The organism is Sphingomonas sp. HF-S4, assembly GCF_032911445.1.
GTDB classification, from domain to species: domain Bacteria; phylum Pseudomonadota; class Alphaproteobacteria; order Sphingomonadales; family Sphingomonadaceae; genus Sphingomonas; species Sphingomonas agrestis.
Window position 1 is genome coordinate 602737 of record NZ_JAWJEJ010000002.1, and the last position, 18972, is coordinate 621708.

The window sequence follows — 18972 nt, forward strand, 5'->3', positions numbered from 1 at the left end:
AAACTCCCCCGCGTTGGCGGGGGGAGAAATTGCACTATTGCTTCACATACGGCGTGAAGTCGCCGAACCGGCAAAACGCCCCCGGGATCTGACTGCCCCGGTCGACCGGCCGGAACAGGTCGTTCCGGCACACCTGCGAGCCATTCATCTCGACCACGAGGATGTCGTCCCGCCCGAGCGACGGGCACTCCGATGCCAGCGTGGTGCGCCACACCCGCTTGCCGTCGCGATACAGGATCGTCGTCTGGTCGATGATCTGCGGCCCGTTCATGCTGCTCGGCGACAGCGGCAGGCAGTTCTGCGGCTTGCCCGCGACCCGCCCTTCTAGTGCCTTGGCGAGATCGCGCGCGGCTTCAGCCTGGCGTGAGGCCTGCATCTCGGCATTGGCGGTGCAGCCCGCCAGCCCGAGCGCTCCCAGCATGATGAGCAGTCGCATGTGCCTCTCCTCTATTTCCGGCGCGTATAGGGCGTGAAGCCGCCCAGCGAACAGCTTCCCGAGATAAATCCGCCCATCGGCGCGCGCGTCTGGATCAGGTCGCCGTCGCAATATTGGCTGTTGAACGTGCGCGACACGACGATGTCGCCGCGGCGCAGACCTGGACAACTGCCGACCACGTCGTTGCGCCACATCCGCCCGCGCCCCGCGACATAGAGGATCGTGCCGGGAAAGGTGCGGATCTGCGTCACCTGGTCGTGCCGGATGCAGCGCAGCGGTTCGCCGGGCGTCAGCCCCGCCACCGCCTTGTCGAGCCTGGCTCGCTCGCGGGCATCCGATCGATCGCCGGCGGCGTTGGAAGCGGCGCATCCCGCGAGCAGCAGCAAGGCGGGGACGGTCAGACGGATCATCACACTCTCCTCATGCCCCTCAACGCCTCAGCCGCGAAATGCATCCTTGGCCGCGCGTCGCTCAGCGAGCTGTTCGGCGGTGTCGGCGCGCAGGAACGGGTTGGTCGCCCGCTCCAGCGCGATCGTCGTCGGCACCGTCGGTTCGCCTTCCGCGCGCGCGCGCTCGACTTCGATCATCCGCGCGGCGATCGCGGCGTTGCCGGGCTCGGCGACCAGCGCATATCTGCCGTTCGACTGGGTATATTCATGCGCACAATAGACGACGGTCTCGCCGGGCAATTCCCGCAACCGCTGCATGGCGGTGAACATCTGCGCCGGCGTCCCCTCGAACAACCGCCCGCAGCCCATTGCAAACAACGTATCCCCGACGAACACCGCGCCGTCCGCGGCGAACCAATAGGCGATATGCCCGGCGGTGTGTGCCGGAACTTCCCAGACCTGCGCGACATGCTCGCCGATCCGTACCTCGTCGCCCTCGGCCACCAGCCGGTCGGCTGTCGGGATCTTGGCTGCCTCCGCCGCCGGCGCGATGACCGGTACGCGCCACGCCGCCTTGAGCGCGGCGTTACCGCCGGTGTGATCGGGGTGCCAATGGGTGTTCCAGATCGCCGTCAGGCGCCAGCCCCGATCGGCGAGCACGCGTTCGACACTGTCGGGCTCCGCCGGATCGACCACGATTGTCTCGCCCGAGGCCGTATCGTGAACCAGCCAGATATAATTGTCGCTGAGCGCCGGCATCCGGACGATCTCGAGTGCGGCCATCAATCCTTCTCCTGTCCCAGCATCCGTGTCAGCGCTTCTGCGCCGATCGCCTGTACCCGCGCCGCGCCCGTTCCGGCCCAGAGCGGCGAATAGTCGCCGCTCCCCTCGGCTTCGGCCTTTGCGCGCAACGGCGCCAGCGCGTTCGAGGCATAGGGGAAAGCCGGCGCTTCGTCGCGCATCGGCCCGAGTTCGCGCATCAGCCGATTGCGAATTCCGCGCGCCTCGCGGCCCGACAGCAGATTGGTGAACGCGGCATCGCTGGCATCGGGGGTGCCGAGCAGCGCGCGATGCGGCGCTGATATCGCGCTCTCGGGCGTCGCAAGATAGGCGGTCCCGACCTGCACTGCCGCCGCACCCGCGGCCAGCGCCCCGCGGATGCCCGCCGCATCGACGATCCCGCCAGCTGCGATCGCCGGCACCCCGGTTGCCGCTACCACCGGCAGAAGGTCGGCGATCGGCGTCGGCCGATGGCGATCGAGGAACCAGCCGGCATGCCCGCCCGCCTCCTCGCCCTGCGCGATGATCGCGTCGCAGCCCCGCGCCGCCAGCCACGCCGCCTCCTCGGCGGTCGTGGCGTTGCCGAACACCTTCGCCACGGTCTTCACTCGCGCCAGCAGTGCCGCATCGGGTAGTCCGAAATGAAAGCTCACCACCTCGGGCCGCGCCCCCTCGATCACCGCGCACATCGCGTCGTCGAACGGCAGCCGCAGGGGTGGGGGATCGCCGGAAGTCACCTCCTCCTCGGCATAATAAGGCGCGAGCAACGCCCGCCACGCGGTGTCGTCGGGCGGCGCCGGCAGCCTATGGCAGAAGAAATTGAGGTTGAGAGGCCCGGACACCGCCGCGCGCACCTCGCCCACCTGCGCACGTACTTGTTCTGGCGTCAGCAACGCGCACGGCAGCGACCCCAGTGCACCACCCCGAATCGCCGCCACCGCCAATGCCGTCCCGCCCGCTCCCGCCATCGGCGCTTGCACGATCGGCAGTGCAGCGCCGATCCCTTCGAGGAAGCGCGCGGCGGGGTTCACCAGACGCCGGTGTTCGGCATCGACGCCCAGGGCTCGGCAGGGGGCAGGGGGTCGCCCGCCTGGAGCAGCTCGATCGAGATATTGTCGGGGGTGCGCACGAACGCCATGTTGCCGTCGCGCGGCGGGCGGTTGATCGTCACCCCACCGTCCATCAGCCGCTGGCAGCTCTCGTAGATATTGTCGACGCGATAGGCGAGGTGCCCGAAGTTGCGCCCGCCGCCATAGGCTTCGGGGGCGCTGCCGTCTTCCGCAGGCCAGTTATAGGTAAGCTCGACCTCGGCATCGGCGCGCTTGCCGGGACCGTTCGAATCCTCGGGCGCGGCGAGGAAGATCAGCGTGAACCGCCCCGCCGCGTTCTCGATCCGCCGCACCTCCTCGAGCCCGAGCAGCTCGAAGAACGCCACCGTCGCTTGCGGATCGGTCACGCGGATCATGGTGTGGAGATAGCGCATGGGAAGTCCTTGTGGTCGTTCGCCCGCGAGATAGGTTCTTCGCCTTCCCAAAACCACCCGTCACCCAGGCCGGGTGACGACCTACCGCGCCTCGCCGCCGAACTGGGCCAGCGCCTTGCGCGCCGACTCCGCCGCCGGGCTCCCCGGCGCCAGCGTCAGCACCTGTCCCCACGCCGCTCGCGCCCCAGCCTCGTCCCCCTTCAGCGCCGCGATGTTACCCGCCTCGAGCTGGATCTGCGCGTCATCCCCGGCGCGCTTGAGCGCCTCGTCGATATCCGTCTTCGCCCGCACCAGGTCCCCCTGCCGCCGCGCGAGGGTTGCCGAGAGCAGCCACGCCAGCGGATCGCCGTTGGCATCGGCCAGCGCGCGATCGAGATCGCCCCGCGCGCCCTCCATGTCGCCCGCCGCGACCAGCACGCGCGCGCGGTCGAGCCGTGCCTCGCCGAGCGCCAGCCCGGTCAGATGCCCGCTCGCCAGCGCTGCATCGAGCGCGGCGCGCGCCTTGGCCTGCTCGCCCGCCGCCAGCCAGGCATTGCCTGCCTGCGCCCAGTAATTGGCCGAGCGCACGTCGTGCGCAGTCTCGGCATCGCGCGCCGCCTCCTCGAATGCAGCCGCTGCCGAAGGCCAGCGCTTCTGGTTGGCATAGGCCACCCCAAGGCATTGTCGCGCCAACATCCCGCCGCCCTCGACGCGCCATTTCGACGCCTCGGTCACGCCCTGCGAGGGGTCGCCGGTCGCCAGGTCCATGCACGCGGCATAGCGCGGCGGCTCCTGCCCGGGCGCGGGTGCCGCGGCGGTCGCGGCCTGGAGAATCAGGAAGAAGAACATAGCGAAACAACGTCCTCGACAGACCGGAGGATCAGCGCGAGGTCCTGGTCGCGCGACAGCCGGTGATCGCCGTCCTTGACCAGCACCGTCCGCACTGCATCTGAACGGAAAAGCTCGGCGAGCCGCACCGCGCGCTCCCACGGCACTTCCTGGTCGCGCTGTCCCTGGAGCAGCCGCACCGGCCCGTCGAACGCCACCGGCCCGATCATCATCCGGTTGGCCTCTCCCGACGCCCAGAAGCCGCGCGTCGTCACCGTCGGCACATCGCCATAGTCGTTGGGCTGCTCGATCCGGCCGTGTTGGAGGATCGTCAATTTGTCGGCCTGGCTAAACCCCCAGTCGGTGAAGTCGGGCGCCGCCGCGATCCCGACCATCCCGGCAACCAGCCCCGGCCGCGCCTTGGCGACCATCAACATGATCCACCCGCCCATCGACGATCCGACCAGCACCACCGGTCCTTCGACCACCGCGTCGATCACCCGCAGCGCGTCATCGCGCCACAGTGCCAAGGTCTGGTCCTCGAATTCGCCTTCGCTCTCGCCGCACCCGGCATAATCGAAGCGGAGGAACGCGCGGCCATTGGTATGGGCCCATTGCTCGAGCGCCAGCGCCTTGGTGCCGTTCATGTCCGAGGCATAGCCGCACAGAAAGACGATCGTCGGCCCGGTGCCGCGAGTATGGCGATAGGCGAGCTTGGGCCGTTCGGCGGTATCGGTCATGCGGAGGGATTAGGGACGCTGATCGGCGAAGGGAAGCTCAGAACCCCAGCCGGCTTCCCTTCCACTTGCCCGAGCCCGCCCCGCAAATTCCCTTCAGTGCCTGCCACTGCGCCGCATCGAGCACCGGCGTGGTCGCCGCCTTCCCCGCGCTTGCCGCGAAGCGCTGCTCGCGCTCGGACGACATCGGGTGGCTCGCCATATAGGTGAGCAGCGCATCGGCACCCTTCACCTTGACCTCGCTCTTCGCCAGCTTGCTGAAGAACGCCGCGGTCGGCCGGGGCGAGACCTGCGCGGTGCGCAGCGCGTCGATCGCGAAGCCATCGGCCCGCGCCTCGGCGCCGCGCGAATAGCTCGCCGAGAGCAGCGCATTGGTATAGCCGCCGACATTGCCATCGAGCCCGCCTAGCACCACGCTCAGCCCCAATTGCCGCACCAGCGATTCGAGCACGTCGCGATTCTCGACATGCCCCAGCTCGTGCGCCAGCACCCCGGCAACCTCGTCGGGCGACGATGCCTGCTGGAGCAGCCCGCTGAACAGCACGACATGCCCGCCCGGCAGCGTGACGGCATTGACCATCGGCACATCGACCACGCGCAGGTCGACCCCGTCGCGCATCTGCATCCGCTCGGCCATCGCCTGCAGCGCCGCCACGCCTGCCGGATCGGTGCACGCACGCTCGCCGAAATCGCCGACCATCAGCGATCCCAGCCTTGCCTCGACCGAGCGGGGGATCAGCCGCGCGACCATCGACGGCACCGTCGCGATCCCCACGATGATGAGCGCCGAGACTGCGGCGAAAGCACCTACTGCGGGCCACAGCCCGATGCGGTCGATCACCCCGCCATAGCGCGCCGTCCCGGGCAATCGCGCCGCGACCGCCTCGGGCAGCGCCTCGGCGAAGGTCATGCTCCATCCCGGCCGCTTTTTCAGCCCGAAGCGCGGATGCCCGTCGACCGCCCCCTGCGCGACCAGGTCTGCATAGGCGTAGGGGCCGTCTTCGCGCCCGAGATCGACGAGCATGAAGCGGTCTTCCCCGGCCGGCACCAGCAGCGGCTCGCGGCGGACACCGCTGTTGCCGTCATAGTGCCAGACGCGGACCGCCGCCTCAGAAGGCGCCGACATCGAATGCATCCAGCAGACCCTCGCCCTGGCGCGGCTCGCGCGTGGTCGATTGGGTGAAATCGTCGAGGTCGAGCGATCCATAGGCCTGAATGTGCCGCACGAAGAACGTCCAGTTGCGGTATCCGAGGAAGATCGTCCCGATTCCCAAGGTCACCACCACCAGCAGCACGTTGCCGACGAACAGCACCAGCCAGTCCTTGGTCCGCGCATCGAACTCGAATTCGAGCCCGCCGAGCGAAAGATTGCCGACCACTTCGCGGAAATAGGCCGCGTAGAAGGTCAGCGCGATCAGGCCGAGCACGACGAAGAAGCCGACATAGCCGACCACCAACGTCAGCAGGATCGCGATCTGAATTTTTTCGGGGGATCCGGCGATGGTCGGGCCAATCAGCGCCGCCGCCAGCGCAATGCCAATGAACACCACGATCGGCATCAGATAATAAAGCAGATAGCGGCCGATCAGCGCACTGGTCATGCGTCCGTTCGACTGGAAGGCGTGCGGCCCGAAGCTCATCCGGTTCCAGCGCTCGTTCCAAAGGCTGACCATCGCCCAGGGCACCAGCAGCCCGAAAGCGACCGTGCCGACGATCGTCTTCCACAGATGCGACACGGCATAGCCGAAGCCCTGGTCGTCGCTGCCGCCGCGGATGCCGTGCCAATAGGTGCGGCTGAGGCGATAGCGCATTGCGCGATAGATCGCGACGCCGAGGAGATAGAGGAAGAGGAGGTAGAAGATCAGGATCAGCAGCCCCGCCAGGCCGTCCTCGCCGCGGATCGCCAGCGCCTGGACGACGAACTGGATCACGCCGAGCGGGACGAGAAACAGGAAGAACGCCATCACATAGCCGATGAACAGCTCCAGCCCGGTGCCGGTCCATTCCAGCCGATCGTCGATGAACCGCGTCCGGCTCCACAGATAGCGCCGCTCGCGTGCCTTGGCCCAGAAGGTATAGACCCCGAGCGTCACGATCGACAGCAGCAGGTTGGTAAAGGCGATCGGCGCGAATTCGCGCCAGTCGCCGGCAAAGCCGAACGCGCGCGCGTTCGTCGTTTCCTGATCCATGAACGTCCCCCTTTGCCCGGAAATGGAGCCGAGCGCAGGGGAACCGTCAAGCCGCTATCTGCGCGACACCTGTGTCAGATCCCCGCGCTGAACGTGTCGCACTGCGCCGGATCGCCGCTCTCGAGGCCGCGCTGGAGCCACTGCTTGCGCTGCGCCGAGCTGCCGTGGGTGAAGCTGTCGGGCACCACTTCGCCCTGCCCCTGGCGCTGGAGCGTATCGTCGCCGATCGCGTTCGCTGCGGTCATGCCTTCCGCGATGTCGCCGGCCTCGAGCCGGCCGCTGCGCTTGGCCCAGACGCCGGCATAGCAGTCCGCCTGCAGCTCGAGCAGCACCGACAGCTTGTTGCCCTCGGCCCGCGACGCCTGGCGCTGCGCCTGGCTGACCTTGGACGAGGTGCCTTCGAGGTTCTGGATATGGTGTCCCACTTCGTGCCCGATCACATAGGCGCGGGCGAAATCGCCCTTTGCGCCGAAGCGCTTGTCGAGCTCGTCGAAGAAGCCGGTGTCGAGAAACACGCCATTGTCGCCCGGGCAATAGAACGGCCCGACCGCGGCCGAGGCCTGGCCGCATGCCGACTGGACCGAGTTCCGGAAGAAGTTGATCGTCGCGGGCCGGTAGCGCTGGCCCTGCTCGGCGAACACCTGGCTCCAGACCTGCTCGGTGCTGGTCATCACCCGGCAGGCGAACAGCTCTTCCTGCGTGTCGCAGGCCTTGGCCGCGCCCTGGGTCTGACCCGGCGCGGTCTGGCCGCCGCCCCCGCCGAGCAGTCCGCCGCCACCCGACATGAACACATAGACGAGCGCGACGATGCCGATCAGCACGACGCTCCCGCAGCCCATGCCACGCCCTAGCAGCAGCGGCAGGAAGCCGAGCAGCCCCAGGCCGCCGCCTCCGCCGCCGCCCGAACCCCAATCGCGGGCATTGTCGGTAGGATCGAGATCGTCGAGCCGCATGGAAGGTCCCTCATCGTTCGGTCAGCGCAACAATGCGTCAGCGCGCCAAGCGTTGCACCCTTTCCTTCATCCCGGCGAAGGCCGGGGATCGCGTGCCACAGGCGCAGCGCTCGCCGCCGGAGATCTCGGCCTTCGCCGGGATGACGGTAGAATTAGGTCGCTTCGCGAGCGAGCATTGCAGCCGTCACACATATCCGCCAAAGCCCCCACATGGCCGACGCCGAACCCCGCCCGCGCCGCCGCGTCGCCGGACTGCCGCTGCCGGGCTGCGTCGCATTGGTCCTCCAGGGCGGCGGCGCGCTGGGCAGCTTCCAGGCCGGGGTGATCGAGGCGCTCGGCGAAACCAACATCGATGTCGATTGGGTCGCCGGCATCTCGATCGGCGCGGTCAACGCCGCGCTCTTCGCCGGCAACCCGCCCGAGACTCGCCTCGCTGCGATCCGCGCCTTCTGGGAAGGCGTCACTGCCGCGCTCCCCGATTTCTCGATTCCGCTGAGCGACACCGCGCGAGAATTCGCCCACGAATGGGCCGCGGCGAGCGTGCTGATGGGCGGCGTCCCCGGCTTCTTCCGCCCGCGCCCGATCCCGCCCGCCTTCGCGCTCCCCGGCAGCCCCGCGGCGCTCAGCTTTTACGACAGCACCCCGCTCGCCGAGACGCTGAACGCGCATATCGACTGGGACCTGCTCAACCACGGCCCAATCCGCCTGTCGGTCGGCGCGGTCGACATCGCCAGCGGCAATTTCCGGTATTTCGACACCGCCGACGAGCGCCTCGACGCGCGCCACATCATGGCGTCGGGTGCGCTGCCGCCGGGGCTCCCTCCTGTCGAGATCGACGGCCGCCATTATTGGGACGGCGGCCTCGTCTCGAACACCCCGCTCACCCACATCCTCGATCGCCAGACCCACGACACGCTCGTCTTCCAGGTCGATCTCTTCCCCGCCGCTGCCGATCTGCCGCGCACGATCACCGACGTCATCGCCCGCGAAAAGGAAATCCGCTTCTCGAGCCGCACGCGCCAGGTCTCCGACGAGCGCCTGCGCCTGCGGAAAGAGCGCGAGGCGATCCGCCGCGTCCTCGCCAAGCTCCCCGAAAGCCTCGCCGACGATCCGGACGTCGCCGCGCTACGCATTCTCGCCGACGAGAAGCCGCTCAGCCTGGTCCACCTGATCTACCGCGCCAATGCCTGGGAGGGCGGATCGCGCGACTTCGAATTCTCCGCGCGCTCGATGCACGAGCATTGGCACGCCGGCCGCGCCGCAGTCGCCGAGACGATGGCCAATGCCCAGCTCGTCGCCGCCAATATCCTCGACGGCAAGACCGCCGCCTTCGATCTCACCCAGCGTTAGGAGTCCGCCATGTTCCTCAAGGGCAAGTCCGCGATCGTCACCGGCTCCACTTCGGGCATCGGCCTGGCCTATGCCAAGGCGCTCGCCGCCGAAGGTGCCAGCGTCATGATCAACGGCTTCGGCGACGCCGCCGCGATCGAGACCGAACGCGCCGCGCTCGAAGCGACCAGCGGCGCCAGGGCGCTCCACGACCCCGCCGACATGTCCAAGCCCGACCAGATCGCCGCGATGGTCGCCCGCGCCGAGAAGGAACTCGGCAGCGTCGACATCCTGATCTCGAACGCCGGCATCCAGCACGTCGCCCCGATCGACGAATTCCCGATCGAGAAATGGGACGCGATCCTCGCGATCAACCTGTCCTCGACCTTCCACCTGATGCGCGCCGCGATCCCGGGCATGAAGGCGCGCAAATGGGGCCGGATCATCAGCACCGCCTCGGCGCACAGCCTCGTCGCCAGCCCCAACAAGGCCGCCTATGTCACTGCCAAGCACGGCCTCGCCGGCCTCACCAAGACTGCCGCGCTCGAAGTCGCCACCCACGGCATCACCGTCAACTGCATCTCGCCGGGCTATGTCTGGACCCCGCTGGTCGAGAACCAGATTCCCGACACGATGAAGACGCGAAACCTCACCCGCGAGCAGGTGATCAACGACGTGCTGCTCGACGCGCAGCCGACCAAGGAGTTCGTCCAGCCGGAACAGGTCGCCGCGCTCGCGCTTTTCCTCTGCAGGGACGAAGCCGCTTCGATCACCGGCGCCAATTATTCGATGGATGGCGGCTGGACGGCAGCGTAAGCGAGGGAAAAGGGGACCGATCGATGAAGTGGATGCTGCCCGTTGCGATCGCCCTCGGCCTGGGGCTGACGGGGTGCAGCGTCTATCGCGAAGCCACCGGATCGCGCCCGCCCACCAATGTCCGCTGGCAGAACGTCGCGACCGGCGACGACCGCGACCGTCTGCGCGACTGGCGCAAGGCGTGGGACGAGGCGCTCCCGCTCGCCCGCAAGGCCGACGCGCGGGCGATCGCGGCCGAGCCCCTGCTGTTCGATCCCGACCGCGCGCTTCCCGACGCGACGCTGCCCGAAGGCAAATATCGCTGCCGCACCTTCAAGCTCGGCGCCAAGGGCACCGCGATGCGCGACTTCACGGCCTATCCCTGGTTCGACTGCACCGTCGCCGACGAAGGCGAAGTCCGCAGCCTGCACAAGGTCACCGGCTCGCAGCGCCCCACCGGGCTGATCTTCGCCGACACCGCCGCGCGCCAGGTCTTTCTCGGCACGCTCGTGTTGGGCGACGAGACTTCGCCGCTCCGCTACGGCCTCGACGCCAATCGCGACATGATCGGCTATGTCGAGCGCATCGCGCCGAAGCGCTGGCGCCTGGTGTTCCCCCGTCCGCGCTTCGAATCGGTTCTCGACGTAACCGAACTGGTCCCGGCCAACTGAGGGGATCCACTCCCCGGCGCATCCACGATCTGGATGCGCCGGATGTCGATACGACCTAAGCTTTTGCTTCGCGACGACTACGCCTCATGCAATTCCCCTTCGGACGGGAAGGGACGGCTGGTTATTCCACAGGAAACCCGCGCCGCTTGAACAGTGCCTTGACGTCAGGATCACGCCCGCGGAACGCCTTGTACGCGGCTTTGCGGTCGGTCTCGTTGCCGGTCATCAGCAGGATCGTGCGGAACTTGTCGGCAGTGGCCTTGTCCCAGACGTTACCGGTTTCCTCGAACGCCGCCCAGGTATCGGCGTCCATCGTCTCGGACCAGAGATACGAGTAATAGCCCGCCGAATAGGCATCGCTCGAGAACAGGTGATTGAACTGCGGTAGGCGGTGCCGCATCACGATTTCCTTGGGCATGCCGATGCTCGCGAGCGTGTCGCGCTCGAATGCGTCGGGATCGGTTACCGGCGTGTCGCGATCGTGCAGCTTCATGTCGACGATCGCCGAGGAGAGATACTCGACCGTGTCAAAGCCCTGGTTGAAGGTCTGCGCCTTTTCGATCTTCGCGACCAGCGCCGCGGGGATCGCCGCGCCGGTCTTGTAGTGCTTGGCGTAGCGGTTGAGCACGTCGGGGGTGAGCAACCAATTCTCGTTCACCTGGCTTGGATATTCGACGAAGTCGCGCGGCGTGCCGGCGAGCCCAGGATAGTAGACATTGCCGAGCAGGCTGTGCAGGGCATGGCCGAATTCGTGAAACAGCGTGCTCGCATCATCGACGCTGATCAGCGTCGGCTCGCCTGCCGCGCCCTTGGTGAAATTGTTGTTGTTCGAGGCGAGGACGATCTTCGAACCGCGCAGCCCCGAGCGCCCGCGATAGCTCGTTGCCCAGGCGCCCGAGCGCTTTCCAGCGCGGGCGAAATTGTCGAGATAGAAGATGCCTACCTCGGCACCGGTGGCACGATTGGTGACCAGGAAGGTGCGCACGTCCGGGTGGAAGACGGGTACGCTGCCGGTATTTTCCTTGAAGTAGAGATCGTAGAGCCGGCCCGCGGCGTAGAACGCGCCCTGCACGATCTGGTCGAGCTGGAGGTAGGGCTTCACCTCATTCTCGTCCAAGTCATACTTCGCTTTCCGGACCTTCTCGGCATAGAAGCGATAGTCCCACGGCTCGATCGTCAGCTTGGCGCCTTCTTTTGTCGCAAGCGCCTGCATGTCGGCGACTTCCTCGCGCACCCGCGCCACCGCGGCGGGCCACACCGCCATCATCAGCTTCGACGCGTTCTCGGGCGTCTCGGCCATCGTATCGTCCATTCGATACCAAGCGTGGTTCTTGAAGCCGAGCAGCTTGGCGCGTTCCTGTCGCAGCTTGAGGATCTGCGCGATCGTCGCGTTGGTGTCGTTCGCGTCGCCGTTATCGCCGCGGTCGACGAACGCCTTGTAGACCTTCTCGCGCAGCGCTCGGTTGGTCGAATACATCAGGAAGGGCTGGACAGACGAACGCGTGTTCTTGATTGCCCATTTGCCCGCCTGGCCGCGGTCGTTGGCCTCCTCGGCGAGGCTCGCCTTGAAGCTGTCGGCAAGGCCCGCGAGATCGGCTTCGCTGTCTAGGACGATTGCGGTCTCCTCATCGGCGAGGACTTTGCGGCTGAACTCGGTGTAGGCGGTGGCAAGCGCCTGGTTGATCCGCTTGACTTCCGCCTTGCCGGCTTCGTCGAGCAGCGCGCCCGAGGTGACGTAATCGCGATAGGTCCGCTCGAGCAGCCGCATCTGCTGCGCGTTGAGCCCGGCCTTGGCGCGGCCGTCATAGACTGCCTTCACCCGCGCGAACATCCTGGGATCGAGGCTCATCTCGGTAAAGAACGCCGAGAGCTTCGGGCTCCATTCCTTGGCGATCGCCTGGACCTGCGGGCTGGCGAGATTGCTCTGATAGACGCCCCACACCGCGAACAGTCGGTTCATCTCCTCGCCCGAGCGCTGGTCCGTCTCGATCGTATTAGCGAAGGTCGGCGCGGCGGGGTTGTCGCGGATCTTGGCCTGCTCGGCGCGGGCATTGGTCATCGCGCGTTCGAAGGCGGGCGCGAACATCGCCGGCGACACTTTGTCCCACTGCGGCACCCCTTCGTGCGGTCCGGGCCATGGGGCGAGCAGCGGCGCGGGATCGGGGGTGGCGGCAGGGGCGGGCGAAGTCTGGGTCTGGCTTTGCGGCATGGCGGATCCGGATACAGGCGTGGCGGCGGCGAGCGCGGTGGTCGCGATCAACGCGAGCCGGAGCGAATGGGTCATGAAAGCGGTTCCCCAAATGGGTCAGGATGCCAGCACGATAGGGGCGGGGGCCGGCAGGACGCAACCCATTGAGGCAATGGGTTGACTCTCGCGGGCATAGGAACAGAATAGGAACATTGTCGTTCCCGAGTCGTGAGTGTCCGCTGCCCGCCTATGGCCGATCCTGCCGTCCTTGCCCAGCTTCGCGCGCAATTGCGCGCGGTTGAGACCAAGGGATATCGCCGCCGCCCGGCGCTGCCCTTCGGGATCGAGGCGATCGATTCGCGGATCGCCGATGGCGGCCTGCGGCTCGATGCGCTGCATGAAGTCGCGGCGGGAACGTGCGACATGGCCGACGATTGCTCGGCGACCTTGTTCATGGCCGGGATCGCCGCGCGCGCCTGGGGCCCGGTGCTGTGGGTGGTGCAGCGGCGCGACCTGTTCGCGCCAGGCGTGGCGCAGGTCGGGCTCGATCATAAGCGGCTGATCTATGCCGAGGCGGCCGACGATGCCGAGCTGCTTGCGATCATGGAGGAAGGGCTGCGGCATCGCGGACTCGGTGCAGTGATCGGCGAGGCGAGGCGCGCCGACATGACCGCGACGCGGCGACTGCAGCTTGCGGCCGAGGGCGGACGGACGATCGCGCTGCTGATGAAGCGTGCGGCGCGCGAGGGCGCCGATCCGATCGGCATGCCGTCGGCGGCAGTGACGCGCTGGCGGGTGACGTCGGCGCCGTCGAGCCCGTTGCCGGTGGCCGGAGTCGGGCGCGCGCGCTGGCGGCTGGCGCTGGCGCGGCAAAAGGGCGGCGAGGGTTTCGAGATCGAAGTGGAGGCAAGCGATGCAACGGGTCGCTGCGCTCTTCCTTCCGCTGTGGCCGATCGAAAGGCTGTGGCGGGCGGAAGCGCGAACCGCCACGCCGCCTGAGCCGCGCGCGGCGGCTTCGCTTGATCCACTGCGTGAAGCGGTGGCGAAGGAACAGGAACATGCGTGCTCGGTCCCGCGCGGCGGCGGCTGGCGCCCCGGCGCGCGCTGGGCCCGCGAGGACGAACTCGGCAAGGTCGCATTGCCCCCGGTGACGCGCGCGCGGGCGCGGCACGAGGTCGGCCGCAAGGACGAAGCGGCGGCGAACCCGTTCCGGACGATGCCGGCAGATGATGGGGTGACCGCCAAATACCTCCCCGGAACGGGGAGGGGGACCGCGCCCGTAGGGCGTGGTGGAGGGGGCGTACCACGAGGGGTGCCTGATGAGGAGAGCCCCCTCCACCATGCTTCACATGGTCCCCCTCCCCGTTCCGGGGAGGAACTGCCCCCCCTCGTCACCAGCATCCGCAACGGCAGCCGTGTCGAGATCGCCGCTGCCTGCCCGCTGTCTCAGTCGCTCGGGCTGCGCTCCGGCATGGCGGTGACCCAGGCGCGCGCGCAAGTGCCCGGGCTCGACATCCGCCCCGCCGATCCGGCGGGGGACCAGGCACATCTCGCCAACCTCGCGCTTGCGCTGGCGCGGCGCTGGTCGCCGAGCGTGGCGATTGAAGGCGACGACACCTTGTTCCTCGACTTGACCGGCGTCGCGCACCTCCACGGCGGCGAGGCGGCGATGGCGGCGCGGTTGCGGCGCATACTCGCACGGCTCGGCTACACCGCGCGCATCGCGATCGCCGACACACCGGGTGCCGCCTGGGCACTCGCGCATTATGCCCCGACGCTGTGCCCTCCCGAGGGCCAGGTTGAAAAGCTCGCTCCGCTCCCGATCGAGGCATTGCGCATCGATGTCGCCGCGGTGGAGCTTCTCCACCGGCTCGGCGTGCGGACAATCGGCCAGCTCGCCGTGATGCCGCGCGCGCCGCTGGTCCGCCGTTTCGGTGCCGGGCTCGCCACGCGGCTGGAGCAGGCGCTCGGCCGGCTGCCCGAGCCGTTCTATCCCGTGGTCCCGCCTGAGCCGATCGCGGTCGTCCAGCGCTTCGCCGAGCCGATCGCCACGGCAGAGGCGATCGAGCATTGGCTGGGCACGCTGGTCCCCCGCCTTGCCGCCGCGCTCGAGGCCGAGGGGCTGGGCGTCCAGGCATTGGAATGCATCGCCGCGCGCGTCGACGGCGTTTCCCAGCGCATCCGCATCGGGCTCGCCCGGCCCAATCGCGATCCCGTGCACCTGCTCCGCCTGCTCAAGCGCCGGATCGAGGATGTCGAGCCCGGATACGGCATCGACGCCATTGCCCTCCACGTCCGCCGCGCCGGCCCGCTCGGTCCCGAGCCGCTGGTCGAGCGATTGGACGAGGAGGCGGCGCCCGACATCGCCACCTTGGTCGACACGCTGGCGACGCGGATCGGCCAGCGGCGGATGTGGCGGATGCGCCCGGTCGAGAGCGATGTGCCCGAGCGTGCGGCAACGCGGATGGCGGTGCTCGATCCGCCTGCACGCGGCGGCGCGCGGCCCAGGATCGATGCGGTCGGCCAGCTCGATCGCAGCCCGGCGCTGCATCCCTGGCATCCCGAATGGCCCAAGCCGGCACGGCTGCTGCGCCGGCCCGAGCGGCTCGACCATGTCCTGGCCGAGCTGCCCGACCATGCCCCACGCCGCTTCACCTGGCGCGGCCGGCCGCACCGGGTGGTGCGCGCCGACGGGCCCGAGCGGGTGCATGGCGAATGGTGGAAGCGCGCCGCCGAGGCTGCGCATGTCCGCGACTATTTCCGCGTCGAAGACGAAGAGGGGCGGCGTTACTGGCTGTTCCGTCGCGGCGACGGCGAGCAGCCCGCGACGGGCGACCTCAGCTGGTATCTACACGGGGTGTTCGGATGACATATGCCGAGCTCCAGGTGACCACCCACTTCTCGTTCCTGCGCGGTGCATCGTCACCCGAGGAACTGTTCCGCCAGGCGGCTTTGCTCCGGCTGCCCGCGCTCGGGATCGTCGACCGCAATTCGGTGGGCGGCGTGGTCCGCGCACTGGTCGCCTCCGAGCAGTTTACGGCGCTCGGGGCGGGCATACGGATGATCGCCGGGTGCCGGCTCGACCTGGTCGACGGCACGTCGCTGCTGGTCTGGCCCGAGGACAGCGCGGGCTGGTCGCGGCTCACCCGGCTGCTCACGCTCGGCAAGTCGCGCGCCGATCCCCAGCATGGCGAAAAGGGCAAATGCTTCCTCCATTGGGAGGATGTCGCCGCGGCCGCGCATGGGCTGGTCGGCGCGCTGGTGCCGGGGCTCGCCGATACCGGCGACCCGCTGTCGCTGCGCTGGATGGCGGATGTGTTCGGCGAGCGCGGGCATGTCTGCCTCACCCAGCATCGTCGTCCCGGCGATGCGATCCGAATCCACCAGCTCGACCAGGCTGGGCGTCGCTACGGGCTTACGCCGCTTGCCACCGGCGACGTGCTCTACGACACGCCGGACCGCCGCATGCTGCAGGACGTCGTCACGGCGATCCGCGAGAAATGCACGATCGACGAACTCGGCTTCCGCCGCGAGCGCAACGCCGACCGGCATCTCAAATCGCCCGAGGACATGGCCCGGCGCTTCCGCGACTATCCCGAGGCATTGCATGCGAGCTTGGCGATCGCCGAGCGCTGCACTTTCAGCCTGCGGTCGCTCGAACACCAATATCCCGAGGAGACCGTTATCCACGGGCGCACTGCGCAGGAAGCGCTTACTTCGCTGGCGTGGAACGGGCTCAAGCACCGGTTCGGCGGCAAGCCCTCCCAGGCGCATCAGGACCTGCTCGTCCACGAACTCGGACTGGTCGAACAGATGGGCTACGCGCCCTATTTCCTCACGGTCAATTCGATCGTCCAGTTCGCGCTCAGCCAGCATATCCTCTGCCAGGGGCGGGGAAGCGCGGCTAATTCGGTGATCTGCTTCGCGCTCGGCATCACGTCGATCGATCCGATCAAGCACCAGTTGCTGTTCGAGCGCTTCATCTCGACCGAGCGCAAGGAGCCGCCCGACATCGACGTCGATTTCGAGCATGAGCGCCGGGAAGAAGTGATCCAGTGGATCTACGAAAATTATGGCCAGGACCATGCCGCATTGACTGCGGTGGTCAGCCGCTTCCGCTCGCGCGGCGCGCTGCGCGAGGTCGGCAAGGTGCTGGGCCTGCCCGAGGACATGACCGCAGCGCTCTCCTCGCAGGTCTGGGGCTGGTCGAACGAAGTCGACGACAAGCATGCCGATGCGCTCAACCTCGATCGCACCGATCCGCGCCTGGCGCTGACGCTCCAGCTCGCGCGCGAGTTGATCGGCACGCCGCGGCATCTGTCGCAGCACCCCGGCGGCTTCGTGCTGACCCGCGACCAGCTCCACGACCTGATCCCGGTCGAGCCCGCCGCGATGGTCGATCGCCGCGTGGTCGAATGGGAAAAGCTCGATATCGAGGAGCTCGGCTTCATGAAGGTCGATATCCTCGGTCTCGGCATGCTCGGCTGCATGCGCCGCGCGTTCGATCTGCTCGCCGAGCATAAGGCGACGTACCTGACCCTGGCGTCGCCGCTGATGCAGGAAGACGATCCGGTGACCTTCGAGATGATCCGCCAGGCCGACACGCTGGGCGTGTTCCAGATCGAGAGCCGCGCGCAGATGTCGATGCTGCCGCGGATGAAGCCGGTCAATTTCTACGACATCGCGATCCAGGTCGCGATCGTCCGCCCCGGCCCGATCCAGGGCAACATGGTCCACCCCTATCTCAAGCGGCGCGAGAACCCCAAGCTGGTCGACTACCCTTCGCCGGCGCTCGAAGAGGTGCTCACCAAGACGCTCGGCGTGCCGCTGTTCCAGGAACAGGCGATGCTGGTGGCGATCAGGGGCGCCGGGTTCACGCCAAGCGAGGCGGACCGGCTGCGCCGCGCGATGGCGACGTTCAAGTCGAGCGGCGGCATTGGCGAGTTCGGGCCCAAGCTGTTGGCGGGCATGCGCGCCAACGGCATCAGCGACGATTTCGCCGAGCGGCTGGTCGCCCAGATCGAAGGGTTCAGCAATTACGGCTTTCCCGAGAGCCACGCCGCGAGCTTCGCCAAGATCGCCTACGCCTCGTCCTGGATGAAATGCCACCATCCCGACGTATTCTGCACGGCGCTGCTCAATGCCCAGCCCATGGGGTTCTACGCGCCTGCGCAGCTGATACGCGATGCTCGCGCGCATGGTGTCGAGGCGCGGGCAGTGTGCATCAACGACAGCGAGTGGGATACGCGGATGGTCGCCGAGAATCATGCGCGACCGCGGCCTGCGGGGTTCTGCGGGATCGACGAAGACTGGGTCAGCATGAAGCCGGTCCGGTTGGGCATGCGGATTGTCCAGGGATTGTCGCAGGCGGACGTCATCGAGATTCTCCGAGCCCGTGCGTGCGCACCCTTCGTCTCGATCGAGGACGTCTGGCGGCGCTCCAAGGTCAAGCCGGCGGCGCTCGAGCGGCTGGCGCGCGCCGATGCGTTTCAGGCGCTGGGGTTCAACCGGCGCCAGGCGCTCTGGGCGATCAAGGGGCTGGGGCACAAGCCGCTCGACCTGTTCAGCGCCGCCGATGCGCGCGAAGGCGTGACCGTGCCCGAAAGCGTCGAGGCGCCCGTGGCGCTGGCACCGCTCAGCGAAGGCCGCGAAGTCGTCGAGGATTATCGCGCGACTCAGCTCAGCCTGCGCAACCATCCGGTGGCGTTCCTGCGCGATCGACTTGCGGAACGGCGGATCACGCGGTGCGGCGACCTCGTCGACATGAAGGACGGTGCGCGCGTCGAAGTCGCCGGGCTGATCCTCGTCCGCCAGCGGCCGGGGAGCGCCAAGGGCGTGGTGTTCGTCACGCTCGAGGACGAGACCGGGATCGCCAATGCGGTGTTCTGGGCCGATCGCTTCGAGGCGAACCGGCGCACGGTGATGTCGGCGACGATGCTGGCGATCCGCGGCAAGGTGCAGAAGGAAGGCATCGTCATCCATGTCGTCGCCGATGCGATCGACGACCTGACGCCGTGGCTGCGCGAAGTCGGCGAGCTCGAGCTGCCGCGCTTCACGGCACCCGGCGACGGCGCGACGCATGGCGGGACGATCGATCCGCGCGAGCGATTGAAGCTGCCGCGCCAGCGCGCGCTCGAAAGCTGGCCGCCGCGCCGCACCCCCAAGGCGCCCGACCTGATCCCGGTCAAGTCGCGCGATTTCCACTAGGAGAAGAA

General features: G+C 68.0%; 17 protein-coding genes. 6 read left to right on the forward strand and 11 right to left on the reverse strand.

From position 1 onward, the window contains the following. Positions 1–34: 34 nt before the first annotated feature. From RZN05_RS18950 to ypfJ, 10 genes are all read right to left on the reverse strand, one after another. Positions 35–436, reverse strand: coding sequence for a DUF6491 family protein (locus tag RZN05_RS18950; RefSeq protein WP_317228241.1), 402 nt, complete (start codon positions 434–436; stop codon positions 35–37). Positions 437–447: 11 nt separating this feature from the next. Continuing rightward, positions 448–846, reverse strand: coding sequence for a hypothetical protein (locus tag RZN05_RS18955; RefSeq protein WP_317228242.1), 399 nt, complete (start codon positions 844–846; stop codon positions 448–450). A gap of 27 nt (positions 847–873) precedes the next feature. Next, positions 874–1608, reverse strand: coding sequence for a hydroxyacylglutathione hydrolase (gloB, locus tag RZN05_RS18960; protein WP_317228243.1), 735 nt, complete (start codon positions 1606–1608; stop codon positions 874–876). After that, a complete protein-coding gene (locus RZN05_RS18965; RefSeq protein WP_317228244.1) occupies positions 1608–2636 on the reverse strand; it encodes an NAD(P)H-dependent flavin oxidoreductase in 1029 nt (342 codons plus the stop codon). The genes gloB and RZN05_RS18965 overlap by 1 nt, the downstream gene beginning before the upstream one ends. Further along, positions 2633–3088 (reverse strand): VOC family protein, encoded by a 456-nt coding sequence (locus RZN05_RS18970; protein WP_317228245.1) that lies wholly within the window; start codon positions 3086–3088, stop codon positions 2633–2635. The genes RZN05_RS18965 and RZN05_RS18970 overlap by 4 nt, the downstream gene beginning before the upstream one ends. An 81-nt stretch (positions 3089–3169) precedes the next feature. Beyond that, complete coding sequence (locus RZN05_RS18975) at positions 3170–3916, reverse strand: tetratricopeptide repeat protein (RefSeq protein ID WP_317228246.1); 747 nt, start codon at positions 3914–3916, stop codon at positions 3170–3172. Next, positions 3901–4635 (reverse strand): alpha/beta hydrolase, encoded by a 735-nt coding sequence (locus tag RZN05_RS18980; protein ID WP_317228247.1) that lies wholly within the window; start codon positions 4633–4635, stop codon positions 3901–3903. Before RZN05_RS18980 ends, RZN05_RS18975 begins: the two co-directional genes overlap by 16 nt. Before the next feature lie 37 nt (positions 4636–4672). Continuing rightward, positions 4673–5758 carry a M48 family metallopeptidase gene (locus tag RZN05_RS18985; protein ID WP_317228248.1) on the reverse strand — a complete coding sequence of 362 codons (1086 nt, stop codon included), beginning with the start codon at positions 5756–5758 and terminating at the stop codon, positions 4673–4675. Then, complete coding sequence (locus tag RZN05_RS18990) at positions 5742–6821, reverse strand: YjgN family protein (RefSeq protein ID WP_317228249.1); 1080 nt, start codon at positions 6819–6821, stop codon at positions 5742–5744. Before RZN05_RS18990 ends, RZN05_RS18985 begins: the two co-directional genes overlap by 17 nt. 74 nt (positions 6822–6895) lie before the next feature. Further along, a complete protein-coding gene (gene ypfJ / locus RZN05_RS18995; RefSeq protein ID WP_317228250.1) occupies positions 6896–7774 on the reverse strand; it encodes a KPN_02809 family neutral zinc metallopeptidase in 879 nt (292 codons plus the stop codon). Between the two features lie 210 nt (positions 7775–7984). Here ypfJ and RZN05_RS19000 point away from each other — a divergent pair, with 210 nt between their 5' ends. The 3 genes from RZN05_RS19000 to RZN05_RS19010 are packed head-to-tail and all read left to right on the forward strand — an operon-like array spanning position 7985 to position 10569. Next, positions 7985–9124, forward strand: coding sequence for a patatin-like phospholipase family protein (locus RZN05_RS19000; RefSeq protein ID WP_317228251.1), 1140 nt, complete (start codon positions 7985–7987; stop codon positions 9122–9124). A 9-nt stretch (positions 9125–9133) separates the two neighbouring features. Further along, entirely contained in the window at positions 9134–9919 is a 786-nt protein-coding gene (locus RZN05_RS19005; protein ID WP_317228252.1) for a 3-hydroxybutyrate dehydrogenase, read from the forward strand. Between the two features lie 23 nt (positions 9920–9942). Further along, entirely contained in the window at positions 9943–10569 is a 627-nt protein-coding gene (locus tag RZN05_RS19010) for a DUF4893 domain-containing protein (RefSeq protein ID WP_317228253.1), read from the forward strand. A gap of 121 nt (positions 10570–10690) precedes the next feature. Here the strand turns inward: RZN05_RS19010 and RZN05_RS19015 are convergent, their stop codons facing one another. Next, positions 10691–12853 carry a M3 family metallopeptidase gene (locus RZN05_RS19015; RefSeq protein WP_317228254.1) on the reverse strand — a complete coding sequence of 721 codons (2163 nt, stop codon included), beginning with the start codon at positions 12851–12853 and terminating at the stop codon, positions 10691–10693. A 153-nt stretch (positions 12854–13006) separates the two neighbouring features. Here RZN05_RS19015 and RZN05_RS19020 point away from each other — a divergent pair, with 153 nt between their 5' ends. From RZN05_RS19020 to RZN05_RS19030, 3 genes are read left to right on the forward strand one after another with little or no spacing between them, the layout of a single operon-like run. Next, complete coding sequence (locus RZN05_RS19020; protein WP_317228255.1) at positions 13007–13756, forward strand: ImuA family protein; 750 nt, start codon at positions 13007–13009, stop codon at positions 13754–13756. 40 nt (positions 13757–13796) lie between these two features. Then, complete coding sequence (locus RZN05_RS19025; protein ID WP_317228256.1) at positions 13797–15626, forward strand: DUF6504 family protein; 1830 nt, start codon at positions 13797–13799, stop codon at positions 15624–15626. Continuing rightward, positions 15623–18964, forward strand: a complete 3342-nt coding sequence (locus RZN05_RS19030; protein ID WP_317228257.1) for an error-prone DNA polymerase — start codon at positions 15623–15625, stop codon at positions 18962–18964. The genes RZN05_RS19025 and RZN05_RS19030 overlap by 4 nt, the downstream gene beginning before the upstream one ends. Positions 18965–18972 lie beyond the last annotated feature (8 nt).